The sequence below is a fragment of the Nocardiopsis alborubida genome, assembly GCF_012396365.1.
Classification (GTDB): domain Bacteria; phylum Actinomycetota; class Actinomycetes; order Streptosporangiales; family Streptosporangiaceae; genus Nocardiopsis; species Nocardiopsis alborubida.
Genome location: NZ_JAAXPG010000024.1, coordinates 53,062 through 68,386, shown reverse-complemented (window position 1 = coordinate 68,386; position 15,325 = coordinate 53,062). Strand labels below are relative to the sequence as shown.

The following is a 15,325-nucleotide window of genomic DNA, read 5'->3' as shown; positions in this document are numbered from 1 at the left end:
CGCCCGGGGCCGCTCCGTCCGCCCGCGAGGCGGCCCCTCGCCGAGGACACCCCCGCACGCGGATCCGCCCGCCCCGCGCGGAGCGGGACGGGCGCAGGGGTGCCGGTTCCGGTCACTCCAGGGTGTCCTTGAGCTTGTCCACGAAGCCCTCGCCCTTGGTGGCCTTGGACGCGCCCTTGACCGAACCCTCACCGCTGGGACCGCCGTCGGTCCCGTACAGCGCGGGGTCCGGGGGCGGCGCGGAGGCCGGGCCGCCGAGCGGCTGGGGCTGGTCGAGGTAGCGCAGCTCGTGGCGGCCGTCGGGCGCGGGCCGGTGCGACCAGCCGCCGTTGGCGGCCGCCGTGCCGTCCGACAGGCCCCAGATCGTGTTGGCGTGCTCCTGGTTCTCCTCGTCGAAGAGCGCGTCGGGAGCGATCTCGCCCTCCATGCCGTCCTCCTGGAGCTCCTCGATCGCGGCCAGCCACATGTTCTGGTGGACGGTGTCGCGGGCCAGGTTGAACTGGAGCATGGCCTTGACGCCGGGGTCGTCGGTCATGTTGTACAGGCGCGCGGTCTGGAGCCTGCCCTGGGCCTCGGCCGCGGCGTTGGCGCGGAAGTCGGCCAGCAGGTTGCCGCTGGCCACGATGTACTTGCCGTTCCAGGGGGTGCCGCCGGAGTCGGCCGGTACGGCGCCGCCACCGGAGACGATGGCCTGCTGCGGGTTCATCCCGCCCACGACCGCGGCCACGGCCGGGTCCTTGACGGCCTTGGCCACGGTGGTGGCCGGGGCGCCCTCCAGCAGGCGCGCCACCATCGTGGCGAGCATCTCGACGTGGCCGATCTCCTCGGTGGCCACGTCCATGATCAGGTCCTTGTACTTGCCCTCGACGCGGCAGTTCCACCCCTGGAACAGGTACTGCATGGTGACGGTCATCTCGCCGTAGGCGCCGCCGATGAGCTCCTGGAGCTTGGCCGCGTAGAGCGCGTCGGGAGCCTCGGGCTTGGCCTCGAACTGCAGGTGTTTGGTGTGCCGGAACATGTTCACCTCGTCACTGGGGGATGTGGCCGTCGCACTGCGTGCCTCCGCATCCGGCTACCCAGGGCCTCCGGTCGGTAACGACGGTTGGAGGGGATTTGGCCTTTCCGTGCAGCCGCGCCCGCCGCCCTCGGCCGCTCGCCCGACGCCCCACCCGGAGGCCGCCCGTCCGGGTTTGCCGTAGGGGGAAGGGGTAGAGGCCGCTCCGAGAGCACAGAGGAAAGAGGTGGGCATGCTGGAGGCGTTATCCCCTCCCTGGCCGCTGGGGTGGAGCGTCGCGCTCTTCGTCCTGGTGGCCGCGGTGACCGTGGTGGCCAGTGTCCGGATGGCCTCCCTCGGCGACGTCCTGGCCGACCGCACCGGCTGGGGTGAGGCGGTCTTCGGCGCGGTCTTCTTCGGACTGGCCACGTCGCTGTCGGGGATCGTGATGACGGCCGTCAGCGCGGCCGGGGACCAGCCCGGACTGGCCTACAGCAACGCGGTCGGGGGCATCGCCGCGCAGACGCTGGCGCTGGCGGTGGCCGACTTCTTCTACCGGCGCGCCAACTTGGAGCACGCCGCCGCCTCCTCGGCGAACCTGCTCTTCTGCTGCCTGCTGATCGGCCTGCTGTCCGTGGTCGTGCTCACCGCCCTGGGCCCGGACGTGACGCTCCTGGGCGTGCACCCCGCCTCGGTCGGGATGGTCGTCTTCTACATGGGCGGCCTCTGGCTGATCAGGCAGGAGAACGAGCAGCCGATGTGGCGGGCCGTGCGCACCCGGGAGACCGTGGAGGACGTCCCCGCCGAAGCGGGCACCGCCGCCGCCAAGGACGGCATCGGCACGGGCACGCTGTGGATGCGCTTCCTCGTGGTGGGTGTCGTGGTGGCCGTGGGCGGTTGGGCGCTCGCCGAGTCGGCTGCCGTGATCGTGGAGTCCACCGGGCTCAGCGCGGGGCTGGTCGGCGCGGTGGCCATGGGCGCGGTGAACGCCATCCCCGAGACGGTCGCGGCGGTCGCCGCGGTCCGGAGGGGCGCGATGACCCTGGCGGTGTCCGCCGTCATCGGCGGCAACAGCCTGGACGCGCTCAACGTGGCCGTGGGCGACGCCTTCTACCGCGGGGGTTCGCTGTACCACGCGGCCACGGCCGACGAGCTCTTCCTCACCGTCGGGGCGCTGCTGATGACGGTGGTCCTGCTCGCCGGGCTCATCATCCGCCAGGCGAAGGGGTGGGGCCGGATCGGTTTCGAGGGCGTGCTCCTGATCGCGCTCTACGTGGGGATCGTCGGCGTGCTCGCCTTCTGACCGGGGCGCCCCTCGGGCACGGGTCTCGGGGGAACCACCGCACGGCGGTTCCCCAAGCCGAACCAGGCGCCCCTCCGGCGCGGGCCGCGGGCGCTCCCCTTCAGCCCACCCGGTGCAGCCGGACCCCGCCCAGCCGCCCGTCCTCCGCCACCACCGTCATGTACGTGTGGTGGGGCTGCCTGCGCCGGTCGGTGGGGGAGCCCGGGTTGAGCAGGCGCAGACCGGAGGGGGCCGTGGTGTCCCAGGGGATGTGCGAGTGCCCGAACACCAGCACGTCGCAGTCGGCGAAGCGCTCCTGGCAGCGCTTCTCGCGCCCGCGCGCGTCGCCGGTCTCGTGCACGACCGCGAAGCGCACGCCGCCGAGCGTGGCGCGGGCGACCTCGGGCAGCCGCGCGCGCAGGTCGGCGCCGTCGTTGTTGCCGTGGACGCCGACCAGGAGTGCGGCCCGCGCGTCGAGGCGTTCCAGGCTGGCCAGGTCGCACCAGTCCCCGGCGTGGAGCACCGCGTCGGCCCGGTCGACCTCGCGCCACACCTGTTCGGGCAGGTCGCGGGCGCGGCGCGGGATGTGGGTGTCGGACACGATCAGTACGCGCATGCGCGCAAGAGTAGGCGACGCGGGCGTCGGCCGCGCTTGCGCGCGCGGGTCACACGTCGGCGCCGAGGGAGTTGTACCCCTTGGCCCGCTCCTGGCCCGACAGCGCGTGGATGGAGTCCATGATCCGGTCGGTGATCTCCCGGCGCGCCTTGCCCGGGGCGAGGTGGTCGTAGCCGGTGGAGAAGTCCAGCGGTTCGCCGAAGCGGATGCTGTAGGGGCGCGGGCGCGGCATGGAGGCGCCGACCGGCTGCACGTCCTGGGTCCCCGCCACCGCCACCGGCACGACCGGGGCCTTGGACTCCATGGCCAGCAGGGCCACGCCGGTGCGGCCCCGGTACAGGCGCCCGTCCCGGGAGCGGGTGCCCTCGGGGTAGATCACGCAGGCCTCGCCCTCGTTCAGCCGCTCCAGCATCATCTCCAGGGACAGCATGGCCCCGCGCGCGTCGCGGCGCTGCACCGGCATGGCGCCCAGGGAGGAGAACACGGTCCTGGTCATGCGGCCCTTGACGCCCGTCCCCTCGAAGTAGTCGGACTTGGCCAGGAACCGCACCCGGCGCTGGGTCACCGACAGCGGGATGATCACGCTGTCGATGAAGGACAGGTGGTTGCTGGCCAGCAGGACCGCTCCGTCCTCGGGGATGTTCTCACGGCCCTCGATGGTCGGGCGGCACAGGGTACGGGCGAGTACCGATACCGTCTGCCGCAACGCACCGTAGAACACGTGTTCTCCCTCACCAATGGTCGGATGCCGGAGTCCAATGTAAGGCCGACCCGCCGGTAACAACGGGTCGGGAGGAGAGAGTGCTCCAGGTCACCACGCCGAAATGACGGCTCTGACCAGGCTTGTGACGTGCGGATTCCCCGTGGGTTCAGTCGGTGCGGCGCCACTCGGCGTTGGCCCCGCACACCACCAGGCACGGTCGCTCGCCGGGGACGCGCCCCGCCAGCCAGGCGGCGAAGGGCACGGCCGCGGCCGGTTCGGTGGCGATGCGGAACTCCTCCCAGAGCCGGTCCTGGGCCCGCAGGATCTCGGCGTCGCTCACCAGTGCCCGGGTCACCGGGTGGGCGCTCAGCACCTCGAAGGGAACCCGTCCCAGGGTGGCCGCGCCCAGCGCGGAGGAGGCCACCGAGTCCACGGGTGTCCGCACGGGGTGCCCGGCGGCCGTCGCGGCGTGCATGCTCGCGCAGCCCTCGGGTTCGACGCCCACGACCTCGCGCCCCTCCGCGCCCAGGCGCACCCCGGCCACCAGCCCGCCGCCGCCGACCGCGACGACGATGGTGTCGCACTCGGGCGCGTCGGCGGCGATCTCCAGGCCGATCGTGCCCTGACCGGCCACGACGAGGGAGTCGTCGAAGGCGTGCAGGTAGCGCACTCCCTCGGTCTCGGCGCGGTCGCGGGCCGCCTCGGCGGCCAGCGCGTAGTGTTCGCCCACCCTGACGACCTCGGCGCCGGTGGCGGCCAGCGGCGCCGACTTGGCCTCGGGGATCGACTCGGGGACGTAGACCGTGGCGCGCACGCCCAGCAGGCGGGCGGCGGTGGCCACCCCCAGGCCGTGGTTGCCGCCGGAGGCGGTGATCACCCGGCCGGTGTCCTCCCCGCCCAGCAGGGCGTTGAGGGCGCCGCGCAGCTTGAACGCTCCCGTGCGCTGGAGGTGCTCCAGCTTGAGCGTCAGGGGCCGACCGTCGACCTCGGCGTGCATGACCGGGGTGCGGCGGGCGTAGGGGGCGATGCGTTCGGCGGCGGCACGGACGTCGGTGGCCGTGGGCGCGGCGTGCGCGGTCGTGGTGCTCATACAGCCCACTGTGCCCCTACCCGCCATTAACTTAAAGTTGGGTCTGCTAAAGATCGTTAAGCGAAACTTTGTACCTGGCTTTGTGTGCAAGGAGGGATGCCGTGCTGGACGCCAACCGGGTGCGGGTGCTCGTGGAGATCGCGCACGCGGGGTCGATCGCCGCCGCCGCCGAGCGCCTGTCCTTCACCCCGCCCGCCCTGTCCCAGCAGCTCACCAAGTTGGAGCGCGAGGTCGGGTGCACCCTGGTCGAGCGCGGCCGCACCGGGGCCACCCTCACCGAGGCGGGCCGGGTCCTGCTCGAACACGGCGAGCGGGTGCTGGGGGAGCTGCGCGACGCCGAGGCCGCCGTCCGCGCCGTGGCGGGCGAGCCCCCCGACCGCCTGTCCCTGGGGGCCTTCGCCAGCGCGGGCAAGGTCCTGCTGCCCGCGACCCTGGCCGCCTTCGGGCGCCAGCACCCCCAGGTGCGCCTGTCCCTGTCCGACATCGAGCCCCCCGGCGGATACGGCCTGGTCGCCTCCGGCGACCTGGACCTGCTCCTGACCCACCGCTACCCGGGCGTGCCCCTGCCGCGGGCCGGAGGCCTGCACCGCGAACGCGTTCTGGTGGATCCGCTGCTGGCGGTCGTGCCCGAGGGCCACGCCCTGGCCGAACGGGACGTGGCTCTGGCCGACCTGGCCGGCGAGGAGTGGATCTGCGGGGCCCCGGGCATCTACAACCGGATCAGCCTGGACGCCGCCGCCGCTGCCGCCGGGGTGCGCCTGACCGTGGCCTACGAGACCCGCGACTACGAGGTGGCCCTGGCCCTGGTCGAGGCCGGGGTGGGGGTGGCCCTGGTCCCGCTCAGCATCCTGCGCTCGGACCGCCGGGGCGGCTGGGTCGGCCGTCCGCTGCGCGGCACCCGTCTGGCCCGCGAGATCTACGCCGTGTACCGGCGCCGCCCGCCCGAGCCGGTCCCGGCGATGGTCGAGCTCCTGCGCGGCGTCGCGTCCCGGGCCCTGGGCGGAGCCGTGGAGGCGGGTGGACCGGACGCGGGCGGGGCCCGCGGTGTCGGGACCGCGGGCGGGTCGGGGCCGGACGGTGTCCGCGGCGGCGGGGAAGCGGGGGAGCGGGGCTCCGACGGGTCCCGCAGGGGCCGGGAGGCGGAAGGGCGGGGCCCCGGCGGCTCTCACAGCGGCGGGGAGCCCGGCGGGCTGGGCGCGTTCCAGCGGTAGAGCAGGGCCAGCAGCCGCACGGTGAAGCACAGCACCGCTCCCACCACGGCGATCCAGCCCCAGGTCAGGCCCGCCCAGTACGCGACGGCGACCAGGCCCGCGCCCAGCAGGGCGGGGACGGCGTACAGGCGTGAGTTCGCGCTCAGCACGGTCGGCACCCGGTTCAGCAGGACGTCGCGGATGGTGCCGCCGCCCACCCCGGTGACGACGCCGAGCAGGGTGGCCTGGAGGGGGCCGAAACCCAGCTCCAGGGCCTTGGTCGCCCCGATCACGGCGAACAGGCTCAGCCCGGCCGCGTCGAAGACGAGGATGGGCCTGCTCAGGTGGGTGAGCTGGCTGCTGAGGAAGAACGCGGCGGTCGCGCCCAGCAGAGCCGTGCAGATGTAGCGCCAGTCCTGGAAGGTCGCGGGGGTCACACCGAGCAGCAGGTCGCGTACGACGCCGCCGCCCAGGGCGGTGACCACGCCCAGTGCCAGGACGCCGACGATGTCCAGGCGCGCGGTGCGGATGCCGGTCAGCGCCCCGTCGACGGCGAAGGCCAGGATGCCGATGAGGTCCAGGACGAGGATCAGGGTCTGCGTGGACATGCGCGTGCGCCGGGGACGGCGGTTCCTTTCGGACGGGGTGGAGGGCGGAATGCCGATCGGCCATTCCACCACGTCCGGGGCGCGTGTGCCGCTCGTGGGCGCTGTGACGCGCCGCACGGGGGTTCCGCTGCTGAAGGAGACCCGAACCGTGGCGCGCGCGGCTGCGACCAGGGCACCGTCCCCCGGCCCGGATCCGGCCGCGCGAACCCGGCGGATGACGGCGTGTCGGGGCTTCCCCTGGGACACGGACAGGCGACACCATCGGGGGTGACCGGGACCCGGGCGGAACGAGGACACATGCAGCACATGGACGCGATCGTCATCGGAATGGGGCCGGGCGGCGAGACCGTCGCGAGCCGGCTGCTCGCCGCGGGGAAGCGCGTGGCGGTGGTCGAGCGCGAACTCATCGGCGGCGAGTGCGGCTACTGGGCCTGCATCCCCACCAAGGTGCTGCTGCGCCCGCCGGAGGTGCGCCAGGAGGCCGACGGCGCCGCCGGGGTCTCCCGCCCGGACCTGCGCTGGCCCGAACTGCGCGACTACCGGGACCAGATGATCCGCCACCTCGACGACTCCGCGCAGGTCCAGGGGTACCGGGACCAGGGCGCCCTGGTCCTGCGCGGCGAGGGGCGCGTCACCGGCCGCGACCCCTGGCGGGTGGCGGTGGGCGACACCGAGCTCACCGCCGACCACGTCGTCGTGGCCACCGGTTCGGAGGCGGTGCGCCCGCCGATCGAGGGCCTGGACGACCTGGACCCCTCCGTGGTGTGGACCAACCGGGAGGCCACCACCCTCACCGACGTCCCCGGCCGGGCCGTCGTGGTCGGCGGCAGCGCCGTGGGGGTGGAGCTGGGCCAGTTCCTGGCCAGGATGGGCACCCGGGTCACCCTGGTCCAGCGCGGCCCGCGCCTGGTGGACCGCGAGGAACCCCGGCTGTGCGAGCTGATCAGCGACCAGTTCGACCGCGACGGCGTCACCGTGCGCCTGAACACCCAGGTCTCCGCGGTGGCCCGGGACGGGGACGGGATCCGCGCCACCCTGGACGACGGCGAGCACGTGGGGGCGGACGTGATCGTGCTCGCCACCGGCCGCCGCCCCCGAGGCGGCGGCCTGGGGCTGGAGGATGTCGGGGTGGAGCTGGACCGCGCCAGCCTGCGCGTGGACGAGCGCTGCCGCGCGGCGCCCGGGCTGTGGGGGGTCGGCGACGCCACCGGCCGGGCCCTGTTCACGCACGTGGCCAAGTACCAGGGGCGCGTGGTCGCCGACAACATCCTGGGCGGGGACCGGGCCGCCGACTACACCGGCGTGCCGCGCGTGATCTTCTCCTACCCCGAGATCGCCGGGGTGGGGCTGACCGAGGCCCAGGCGCGGGAACAGGGGATCGACACGGCCACCGCCGAGGCCGACCTGCCCCAGACCCTGGCCCGGCCCTGGACCTACGACACCGACCCGCGCGGCACCCTGGGCCTGGTCGCCGACCGCCGCCGCGGGGTGCTGGTGGGCGCGTGGGCGTTCTCCCCGATGGCCTCGGAGTGGATCCACACCGCGGCGCTGGCGATCCGCACCGGCCTGCCGGTCGCGGCGCTGCTCGACTCGATCCCGCAGTTCCCCACGTACAACGAGGCCTACCTCATCGCCCTGGAGAACCTCAGGATGTGAGGCGGCGGAACCGGCGCGCCCGGCGGGGGAGGCCGGACTCCGTCAGGTGTCCGCGGCCCCGACCCCTCCGGGCGGGGCCGCCCCGGAGCGCGGTCGCGCCCGGCGGGGGTCAGGACCTCCCCGCCAGGGCGGCCTCCTCCTCGGCCTCCACACCGCGGTTCCATTCGGCCTTGCTCGACTGCCAGCCGTCCTCGTCGCGGCCCAGGCGCCAGTAGCCCGACACCGACAGCTGCTCCTTGGGCAGGCCGTGCTCGATACGCAGCAGGCGGCGCAGGTCGCGGACGAAGGCGGCCTCGCCGTGCACGAACGCGTGGACGCGGCCCTCGGGGAAGTCGAGGGCGCGCACGGCGGGAACCAGGACCGAGCCCACGGCCTGGTCCCCCCGGTGCAGCCAGCGCACGTGGACGTCCGGGCCGCCCTCCAGCTTCAGCTCGTCCTGGGGGCCGCCGACCTCGACGAACACGTGGGCGGTGGCGTCGGGGGCCAGCGCCTCCACGGCGGTGGCGATGGCGGGCAGGGCGCTCTCGTCCCCGGCCAGCAGGTGCCAGTCGGCCCCGGGGTCGGGGGAGTAGGCGCCGCCGGGGCCCATCAGACGCAGCCGGTCGCCCGGTTCGGCGCTCGCCGCCCACACCCCGGCCAAACCGGTGCCGCCGTGGTGGACGAAGTCGAGGGTGAGCCGCCGGGTGTCGGCGTCCCAGTCGCGCACGGTGTAGGTGCGGGTGACCGGCCACTCCTCGCGGGGGCGTTCGGCGCGCACGCGCTCCAGGTCGAAGGGCTCGGGGTCGCCGTGCGCGGGCGGCGGGAAGAGCAGCTTGACGTAGCTGTCGGTGTGCCCGTCGGTGGAGAACGCGTCCAGGCCCTCCCCGCCCAGGACGACCCTGACCATGTGCGGGGTGATCTGCTCGACCGCCTCGACCCTTCCGGTGTGGACGGTCCTGGCCCGTCCCTGCCGCTGTGCCACGGCGCCCTCTTTCTTCCGGGGTGAGTTAGGTAAACCTAAGTAAGACATACCGTAGGGCACAGTGACGCACCAGGGCAAAACCTGAGTCCGGTGGTACCCGGGACGGAACCGGTCCGCGCGGCCCGGCCGCCGGGCGGCTGCGGCAGTCCGCGTCCCCCGGCGGGACTGGTCACCGCCCTCAGGCGGCGTCGGAGCGGTCCTTCCCCGGAGCGCGGTCGGCCAGGGTGAACACCGCGTGCAGCCGCTGGTCGTCCTCCGGCGCCCCCGCCCGCAGGGCCGCCAGCCAGGCCGCCGCGCCCGCCGTGCACCCGGCCGCGGCGACCTCGGCCCCGGACGCGCACAGCGCCAGCTTGCGGGTGAGCGCCGAGCGCACGGGTTCGGACCGCGAGAGCACCCCGCCCGCCAGCACCACCGGCAGGCTCTCCCCGGGCGAGCGCACCTGGTGCACCGAGTGCGCCAGATGACCCGCGGCGGCCTCCACGATCACCTCGGCCGCCGGATCGCCCTGCGCGTGGGCCTCGCTGACCAGGGGAGCCAGCGCGGCCAGCGTGACCGGGGCGGCGGCGGTCAGGGTCCGGGCGAAGTTGCGGGCGTGCTCCTCGGACAGGTGGTCCTCCCCCTCCGAGGGGCGCTGGCCCGGGATGACCTGCTTGGCCACCGCGCGCGCCAGCGGGCTCAGGTCCCCGCCCCGGGACAGCTGCCGCGCCGTCTCCCGGGCCGCCTGGTGCCCGATCCAAAAACCCGACCCCTCATCGCCGATCAACCACCCCATGCCGTCCGCCGAACGGGTCCGCCTGCGCTCCTCGATCCGGGTGGCGATCGCCCCGGTCCCCGCGATCAGCACCGTGCCGTCGGGCCCCGGGGTGCCCGAGGCGAAGGCCACCTCGTCGTCACCGGTGAACACCGTGCTCTCCGGCGCCAGTCCAACCCCGGCCAGGGCCCGCTCCAGGCACGCGCGCACGTCGTCGTCGCGCAGCGCGGACACCCCCGCCAGACCGACCACGCCGAAGGCCACGGCCCCGCGCGCCCGCGGCCCGGCCGCGTCGAGGGCCCCCGCCACCGCCTCGGCCAGCCGCTCGGCGGCCCGGTCCGCGCCGTGGGAGTTGGGGTTGGCGCCCCCGGCCCAGGCCTCGCCCAGGCGCTCTCCGGAGAGGGTGGCCACCAGCGCCCGGGTGGCGGTGCCCCCGGCGTCCACCCCCAGGACGAGTCCGCGCCGGTCGCCCGGCTGGTCGGATCGGGCCCGGGAAGAAGAGGAGATCGTACGTGTCACAGGGGAGAGGTGCCCCGTCGCACCGCGTGTTACTCGTCCCGGCGGCCCGGTCCGCGCCGCGGACGCGCGGAAGGCGGGCGGCGCGCCGGAAAATCCACTGGCGTGCGCCCCGGGGCGGCTGAGAGGGTCGGAGCCATGACAGGCGCGCCACAGCATGACCCCTCCCGCCGCGACGACGCTCCCGTGTGGACCGTGCGCGAGGGTACGGAGAAGGACCACCCCGAGGCCGTCAGGGTCTTCTGCGAGGCCCTCAACCTCTCCGTCCGGGAGGCCCTGGACGACGAACGCGACCACCCCATCACCGAGCACGACCGCACCCTGCTCGCCCTGGACGGCGACCGAGTCATCGGCACCGCCCTGTCCCACGGCTTCGAGATGACCGCGCCCGGCGGTCCCCGCCGCGTCGCGGGCGTGACCGGCGTGGGCGTGTGGCCCACCCACCGCCGCCGCGGCGTGCTCAGCGCGCTCATGCGCCGCCAGCTCGCCGACGTCCGAGGCCGGGGCGAGAACCTCGCCGTGCTGTGGGCCTCCGAGGGCGGCATCTACGCCCGCTTCGGCTACGGCATGGCCTTCCGCGAGACCAACGCGACCCTCCAGCGCGCCCACGCCCGTCTGCGCCCCGACGCTCCCCGCGACCCCTCCCTCACCCTCGAACTGGCCGAACCCGCCGAGGTCCGCCAGGAGCTGGAGCGGGTGTACCGCGAGGCGCTGCCCCAGCGCGCGGGCCAGATCGCCCGCGGCGCCCACTGGTGGAGCCTGGTGCTCAAGGACAAGGAGGCCGACGGGTCCGGGCGGCTGCGCGCGGCGCTGGTGCGCGGCCCCGACGGGCCCCGCGGCTACGCGCTCTACCGCGTCGTCAACCGCTGGGAGGACGGGCTTCCCTCGGGACGGGTGGTGGTGCGCGAGCTGGCCTCCGTCTCCACCGCCGCCCGGGTCGCCCTCTACGAACACCTCCTGGACCGCGACCTGACCAGCGAGGCGGTCTTCGAGAAACTGCCCGAGGACGACCCCCTCACCGTCCTGCTGGCCGACCCCCGGCGCCTGGTCCGACGGGACTTCGAAGCCCTGTGGGTGCGCCTGGTGGACCTGCCCGGCGCCCTGTCCGACCGCCCCTACGCCGCCCCGGTGGACACGGTGCTGGAGGTCGCCGACCGGTACGCCCCCTGGAACGCCGGGCGCTGGCGCCTGGAGGCGGACACCGGCGGCGCCCGCGTGAGCCCGACCGACGCCGCCCCCGACCTCGGCCTGGACGCCTCCCACCTGGGCGCGGCCTACCTGGGCGGACGCACGCTGACCGCCTTCACGGAGGCGGGTCTGCTCACCGAGCACACCCCCGGCGCGGCCGCCCGGCTGGACACCGCCCTGCACGCGCCGCGCGCGCCCTTCTGCGGCACCGACTTCTGAGGACCCGGCTCCCCCGTCCGCCGTGATCTTGTACCTAGAGCGAGTCTCGACCGCCCAACCTCGCTATAAGTACAAGATCACCGCAGGTCAGAACCCTGCGCCACACCGGTGACGGTTCCGGCCGGTCCGGGCCCGGCAGCCAGCGGCGGTGCACTTGCCGTCTCCGCCGCGGACTACCCGGCGCCGCGGGTCCACCGCCCCATGGCGAGCCGCTCGCTGCCGGGGTCGTCCACGGGGGTGAACCCGCACCGGAGGAAGAACTCCACCCTGCCCCGGGCGCCCTCGCCCTCCTCGGGCAGCAGGAACACCCACTCGACCCCGGCTTCGCGGGCCCGGGCCACGAACCCCTCCAGCAGGCCCCTGCCGACCCCGCGCCGTCTCCACCCCGGGTCCACCACCACCGCCAGCACGTACCCGTGCGGCGGCGGCACCGGGCTCCCCGCCCCCTCGTAGACGCCGTCCAGCACGCCCTCCACCCACCCCGCCACCGCGCCGTCCGCCTCCGCGACGAGCACCACCATGTCCTCGGGCAGCAGCGAGGCCGGGTAGCCCTTCTTGTCCAGGTGCGGTGAGGCGCGACCGATCAGGGCGGCGATGCCCGGGCCGTCCCCGGGGAGAGCAGAGCGCACGATCATGGCAGCACGGTAGTCCCGGACGCGGTCGGCCACCAGCGCGCGCCCCGGAGGCGTCGGGCACCCGCACGGAACGCCCCGCTGCCGCACGGACGGCGCCGGACCCGCCCCGCGCCGGGAAAAGGAGTGGCACGCCTGCCGGTGGAGTCCGTACGTTGTGGCTCTGGCCCTCCGTGCTCGTGCGCCCTGCGTCCCGCGCAGGGACACACGGGCGCGCTACCTGGGCCTGGTCCTGGGCCCTGCGTCCGGAACGTGCCAGTATCGCCCTGAACATGAAGTGGAACCCGGGCCAGTCCCGCCCTCGCCGCGAGTGCGCCGACCCCCGGTTCGAAGAGTGGAGGACCGCACACGTGAGTGCCGGAGGGGACGTCACCCCGACCGAATGGACCGTACGGGGAACCGACCGCGACGAGTACTCCGAGGTGATGCGCGTCGTCGGTGAGGCGCTGCTGTCCTCGGACCCGCCCGAGGACCGCGAGCCCTTCCTGCGCCCCCTCCTGGACGCCGAGGGCTACGACCGCGTCCTGGTCGCGGTGGACGGGGACGAGATCGTGGGCGCGGTCAACGACTTCGCCTTCGAGATGGCCCTGCCCGGCGGTCCGCGCCCGGTGGCCGGAGTGACCGGTGTGGGCGTGTGGCCCACGTACCGCCGCCGCGGCGTGCTCAGCGCGCTCATGCGCCGCCAGCTCGCCGACATCCACGCGCGCGGGGAGCGCTACGCCGCCCTGTGGGCCTCCGAGGGCGCCATCTACGGCCGGTTCGGCTACGGCCCGGCGGTCACCGAGATGGAGACCGCCGTCCGCCAGCCCCACGCCCGCCTGCGCGCCGACGCGCCCCGCGACCCCGGCCTGCGGGTCCGCCTGGCCGACCCCGAGCAGGTGCGCCCGGACCTGGAGCGGGTCCACCGCGAGGTCGCCGCCGTCCAGGTCGGCCAGTTCCAGCGCGCCGCCCACTGGTGGGACCGGGTCGTGCGCGACCAGGCCCAGTTCCGCGAGGGCCGCGGTCCGCTGCGGGCCGTGGTGGTCAGCGGCTCCGACGGACCGCTGGGCTACGCGCTCTACCGCACCCGCAACAGGTGGGAGCGCGACGGCTCGCGCGGCGAGGTGTACGTCAATGAGATCACCGCCACGACCCCGGCCGCCTGGACCGCCCTGTACGAGCACCTGTTCAACCGCGACCTGGTCACCGAGATCGCCTTCGACTTCCTGGCCGTGGACGACCCGCTGCGCCACCTGCTCGTGGACAGCGACCGGGCGGCGCCCACGCTCTACACCTCCCTGTGGGTGCGGCTGGTGGACGTGCCCGGGGCCCTGGCCGAGCGCTCCTACACCGTGCCCGTCGAGGCGGTCCTGGAGGTCGCCGACCGGTTCGCCCCCTGGAACGCCGGGCGCTGGCACGTCAAGGCCGACACCGGCGGCGCCCGCGTGGAGGCCACCGGCGCCGCCCCCGACGTCAGTCTGGACGTGTCGCACCTGGGCGCCGCCCACCTGGGCCAGACCACCCTGGACGGCTACCTGCGCGCGGGCCTGATCACCGAGCACACCCCGGGTGCGGTGGAGCGCCTGGACGCGGCCCTGCGCCGCTCCCAGGCGCCCTTCTGCGGTCTGATCTTCTGACCACGAGGGTGCGGCGGTCCGGCCCCGCCCACCGGCGGGGCCGGACCCGCGTCCTCAGCCCTTCAGCACCTCAGCCCTTGAGCGCCTTGACCAGCCGGTCCACGTCGGACTCGTCGTTGTACAGGTGGAAGGCCGCGCGCAGCCGCCCGTTGCGGGCCGCGGTGGCGATCCCCGCCTCGGCCACGCGCTCCACGGCGCCCTCGGGCACGGGGACCGACACGATCGCCGACCCGGCGGGCTCCATGTCCATGGCCTCGCGGAAACGGTCGCCCAGGGCGGCGTCGTGCTCGCGGATCGTCTCCACCCCCACCTCCTCCACCAGGGACAGCGTCTCCTCCAGTCCGACCCACGCCCCCCACACCGGCGCCAGGTCCAGGCGCCGCGCGCCCTCGGCGAGCCGCAGCGGTCCGCCGTAGAGGGAGTTCCAGGGCTCGTGCGCGGCGTACCAGTTCGCGGCCAGCGGGGAGAGTTCTGCCAGCGCCTCCTCGGTCCCGGTGAGCAGGGCCGAGCCGCGCGGGCCCAGCAGCCACTTGTACGCGGCGCACACCGTGTAGTCGACCCGGTCCACGGGCAGCGGCAGCCACCCGGCGGCCTGGGTGGTGTCCAGCAGCAGCCGCGCCCCGTGGTCGGCGCAGGCCGTGATCAGGTCCTCGACGGGGGCGATCGCGCCGTCGGCGGACTGCACGGCCGAGACGGCCACCAGGTCGGTGTCCGGGCCCACCTGCGAGGCCAGGTCGGCCAGGGGCGCCTCGCGCACGCTGATCCCCGCGTCCGCCCTGGCCATGAAGGGGTGCACGACCGAGCTGAACTCGTGGGCCGCCGTCAGCACCCGCGCGCCCGGGGCCAGGCTGGCGGCGACCGTGCCCACGAACTGGGAGACGTGGCTTCCGATGGCCACACCGGCGGCGGACACCCCGTTCAGGCGGGCGTAGGCGGCGCGGGCGCGCTCGATGCCCGCGTCGGCCCCGCCCGGCTGGAACCGGCCCGCGGCCACGTCGCGGGTGTGCTGGTCCAGGGCCCGTAGCGCCCGCCGGGGCGTCAGGCCGTGCGTGGCGGTGTTGAGGTAGGTGTTCTCCGCGGAGAACTCCTGCTGCGCGGCCCGCAGGCGGGCCCGTCCGGCTTCGTCCATGCCCCTGATGCTCACAGCGCGGCGGGTGCCGCTCAAGGTCCATTCCGGCCGGGAAAGGACTGCCTTTGGCAGCGGGGGCCGAACCGTCGGGCACGGGTCGCCCTCCGTGCCCGAGGGCGGTCGGAGGCGGACCGCCTTCCGCCCGGGGAGACCGTCGGGGGCGGAGCGCCCCTC

General features: G+C 74.9%; 13 protein-coding genes and 1 pseudogene. 5 read left to right on the top strand and 9 right to left on the bottom strand.

Features of this window, described 5'->3' with window-relative positions; all coding sequences use genetic code 11:
• Positions 1–112: 112 nt before the first annotated feature.
• Complete coding sequence (locus tag HGB44_RS22940) at positions 113–1,018, bottom strand: manganese catalase family protein (RefSeq protein ID WP_061079226.1); 906 nt, start codon at positions 1,016–1,018, stop codon at positions 113–115.
• 229 nt (positions 1,019–1,247) lie between these two features.
• Here HGB44_RS22940 and HGB44_RS22935 point away from each other — a divergent pair, with 229 nt between their 5' ends.
• Positions 1,248–2,297, top strand: a complete 1,050-nt coding sequence (locus HGB44_RS22935) for a sodium:calcium antiporter (protein WP_061079225.1) — start codon at positions 1,248–1,250, stop codon at positions 2,295–2,297.
• Between the two features lie 100 nt (positions 2,298–2,397).
• Here HGB44_RS22935 and HGB44_RS22930 read toward each other — a convergent pair whose 3' ends face one another.
• From HGB44_RS22930 to HGB44_RS22920, 3 genes are all read right to left on the bottom strand, one after another.
• A complete protein-coding gene (locus HGB44_RS22930) occupies positions 2,398–2,892 on the bottom strand; it encodes a metallophosphoesterase family protein (protein ID WP_061079224.1) in 495 nt (164 codons plus the stop codon).
• Positions 2,893–2,941: 49 nt separating this feature from the next.
• Entirely contained in the window at positions 2,942–3,613 is a 672-nt protein-coding gene (locus HGB44_RS22925) for a lysophospholipid acyltransferase family protein (RefSeq protein WP_061079223.1), read from the bottom strand.
• 148 nt (positions 3,614–3,761) lie between these two features.
• Positions 3,762–4,685, bottom strand: a complete 924-nt coding sequence (locus HGB44_RS22920) for a threonine/serine dehydratase (protein WP_061079222.1) — start codon at positions 4,683–4,685, stop codon at positions 3,762–3,764.
• Positions 4,686–4,786: 101 nt separating this feature from the next.
• Between HGB44_RS22920 and HGB44_RS22915 the strand changes: the two are divergent.
• Positions 4,787–5,704 (top strand): annotated as a pseudogene (locus HGB44_RS22915) (LysR substrate-binding domain-containing protein); the annotation flags it as partial.
• Positions 5,705–5,850: 146 nt separating this feature from the next.
• On the opposite strand, the gene HGB44_RS22910 reads toward HGB44_RS22915, so the two are convergent.
• Entirely contained in the window at positions 5,851–6,483 is a 633-nt protein-coding gene (locus HGB44_RS22910; protein WP_061079220.1) for a trimeric intracellular cation channel family protein, read from the bottom strand.
• A gap of 297 nt (positions 6,484–6,780) precedes the next feature.
• Here HGB44_RS22910 and HGB44_RS22905 point away from each other — a divergent pair, with 297 nt between their 5' ends.
• Positions 6,781–8,139: a dihydrolipoyl dehydrogenase family protein gene (locus HGB44_RS22905; protein ID WP_061079219.1), complete on the top strand. Its 1,359-nt coding sequence runs from the start codon at positions 6,781–6,783 to the stop codon at positions 8,137–8,139.
• A 109-nt stretch (positions 8,140–8,248) separates the two neighbouring features.
• On the opposite strand, the gene HGB44_RS22900 is transcribed toward HGB44_RS22905, so the two are convergent.
• Together HGB44_RS22900 and HGB44_RS22895 are read right to left on the bottom strand one after the other, a co-directional pair.
• Positions 8,249–9,100, bottom strand: a complete 852-nt coding sequence (locus HGB44_RS22900; RefSeq protein ID WP_061079218.1) for a siderophore-interacting protein — start codon at positions 9,098–9,100, stop codon at positions 8,249–8,251.
• Positions 9,101–9,278: 178 nt separating this feature from the next.
• A complete protein-coding gene (locus tag HGB44_RS22895; RefSeq protein ID WP_061079217.1) occupies positions 9,279–10,295 on the bottom strand; it encodes an N-acetylglucosamine kinase in 1,017 nt (338 codons plus the stop codon).
• Between the two features lie 210 nt (positions 10,296–10,505).
• On the opposite strand from HGB44_RS22895, the gene HGB44_RS22890 reads away from it, so the two are divergent.
• Positions 10,506–11,774 (top strand): GNAT family N-acetyltransferase, encoded by a 1,269-nt coding sequence (locus HGB44_RS22890; protein WP_061079216.1) that lies wholly within the window; start codon positions 10,506–10,508, stop codon positions 11,772–11,774.
• 173 nt (positions 11,775–11,947) lie between these two features.
• Here HGB44_RS22890 and HGB44_RS22885 read toward each other — a convergent pair whose 3' ends face one another.
• On the bottom strand, positions 11,948–12,409 hold the full coding sequence (locus HGB44_RS22885; protein WP_061079215.1) for a GNAT family N-acetyltransferase: 462 nt from the start codon (positions 12,407–12,409) through the stop codon (positions 11,948–11,950).
• 347 nt (positions 12,410–12,756) lie between these two features.
• On the opposite strand from HGB44_RS22885, the gene HGB44_RS22880 reads away from it, so the two are divergent.
• Positions 12,757–14,022 (top strand): GNAT family N-acetyltransferase, encoded by a 1,266-nt coding sequence (locus HGB44_RS22880; protein ID WP_061079214.1) that lies wholly within the window; start codon positions 12,757–12,759, stop codon positions 14,020–14,022.
• 70 nt (positions 14,023–14,092) lie between these two features.
• Here the strand turns inward: HGB44_RS22880 and HGB44_RS22875 are convergent, their stop codons facing one another.
• Positions 14,093–15,151 carry an aminotransferase class V-fold PLP-dependent enzyme gene (locus HGB44_RS22875; protein WP_061079269.1) on the bottom strand — a complete coding sequence of 353 codons (1,059 nt, stop codon included), beginning with the start codon at positions 15,149–15,151 and terminating at the stop codon, positions 14,093–14,095.
• Between the last annotated feature and the right edge of the window lie 174 nt (positions 15,152–15,325).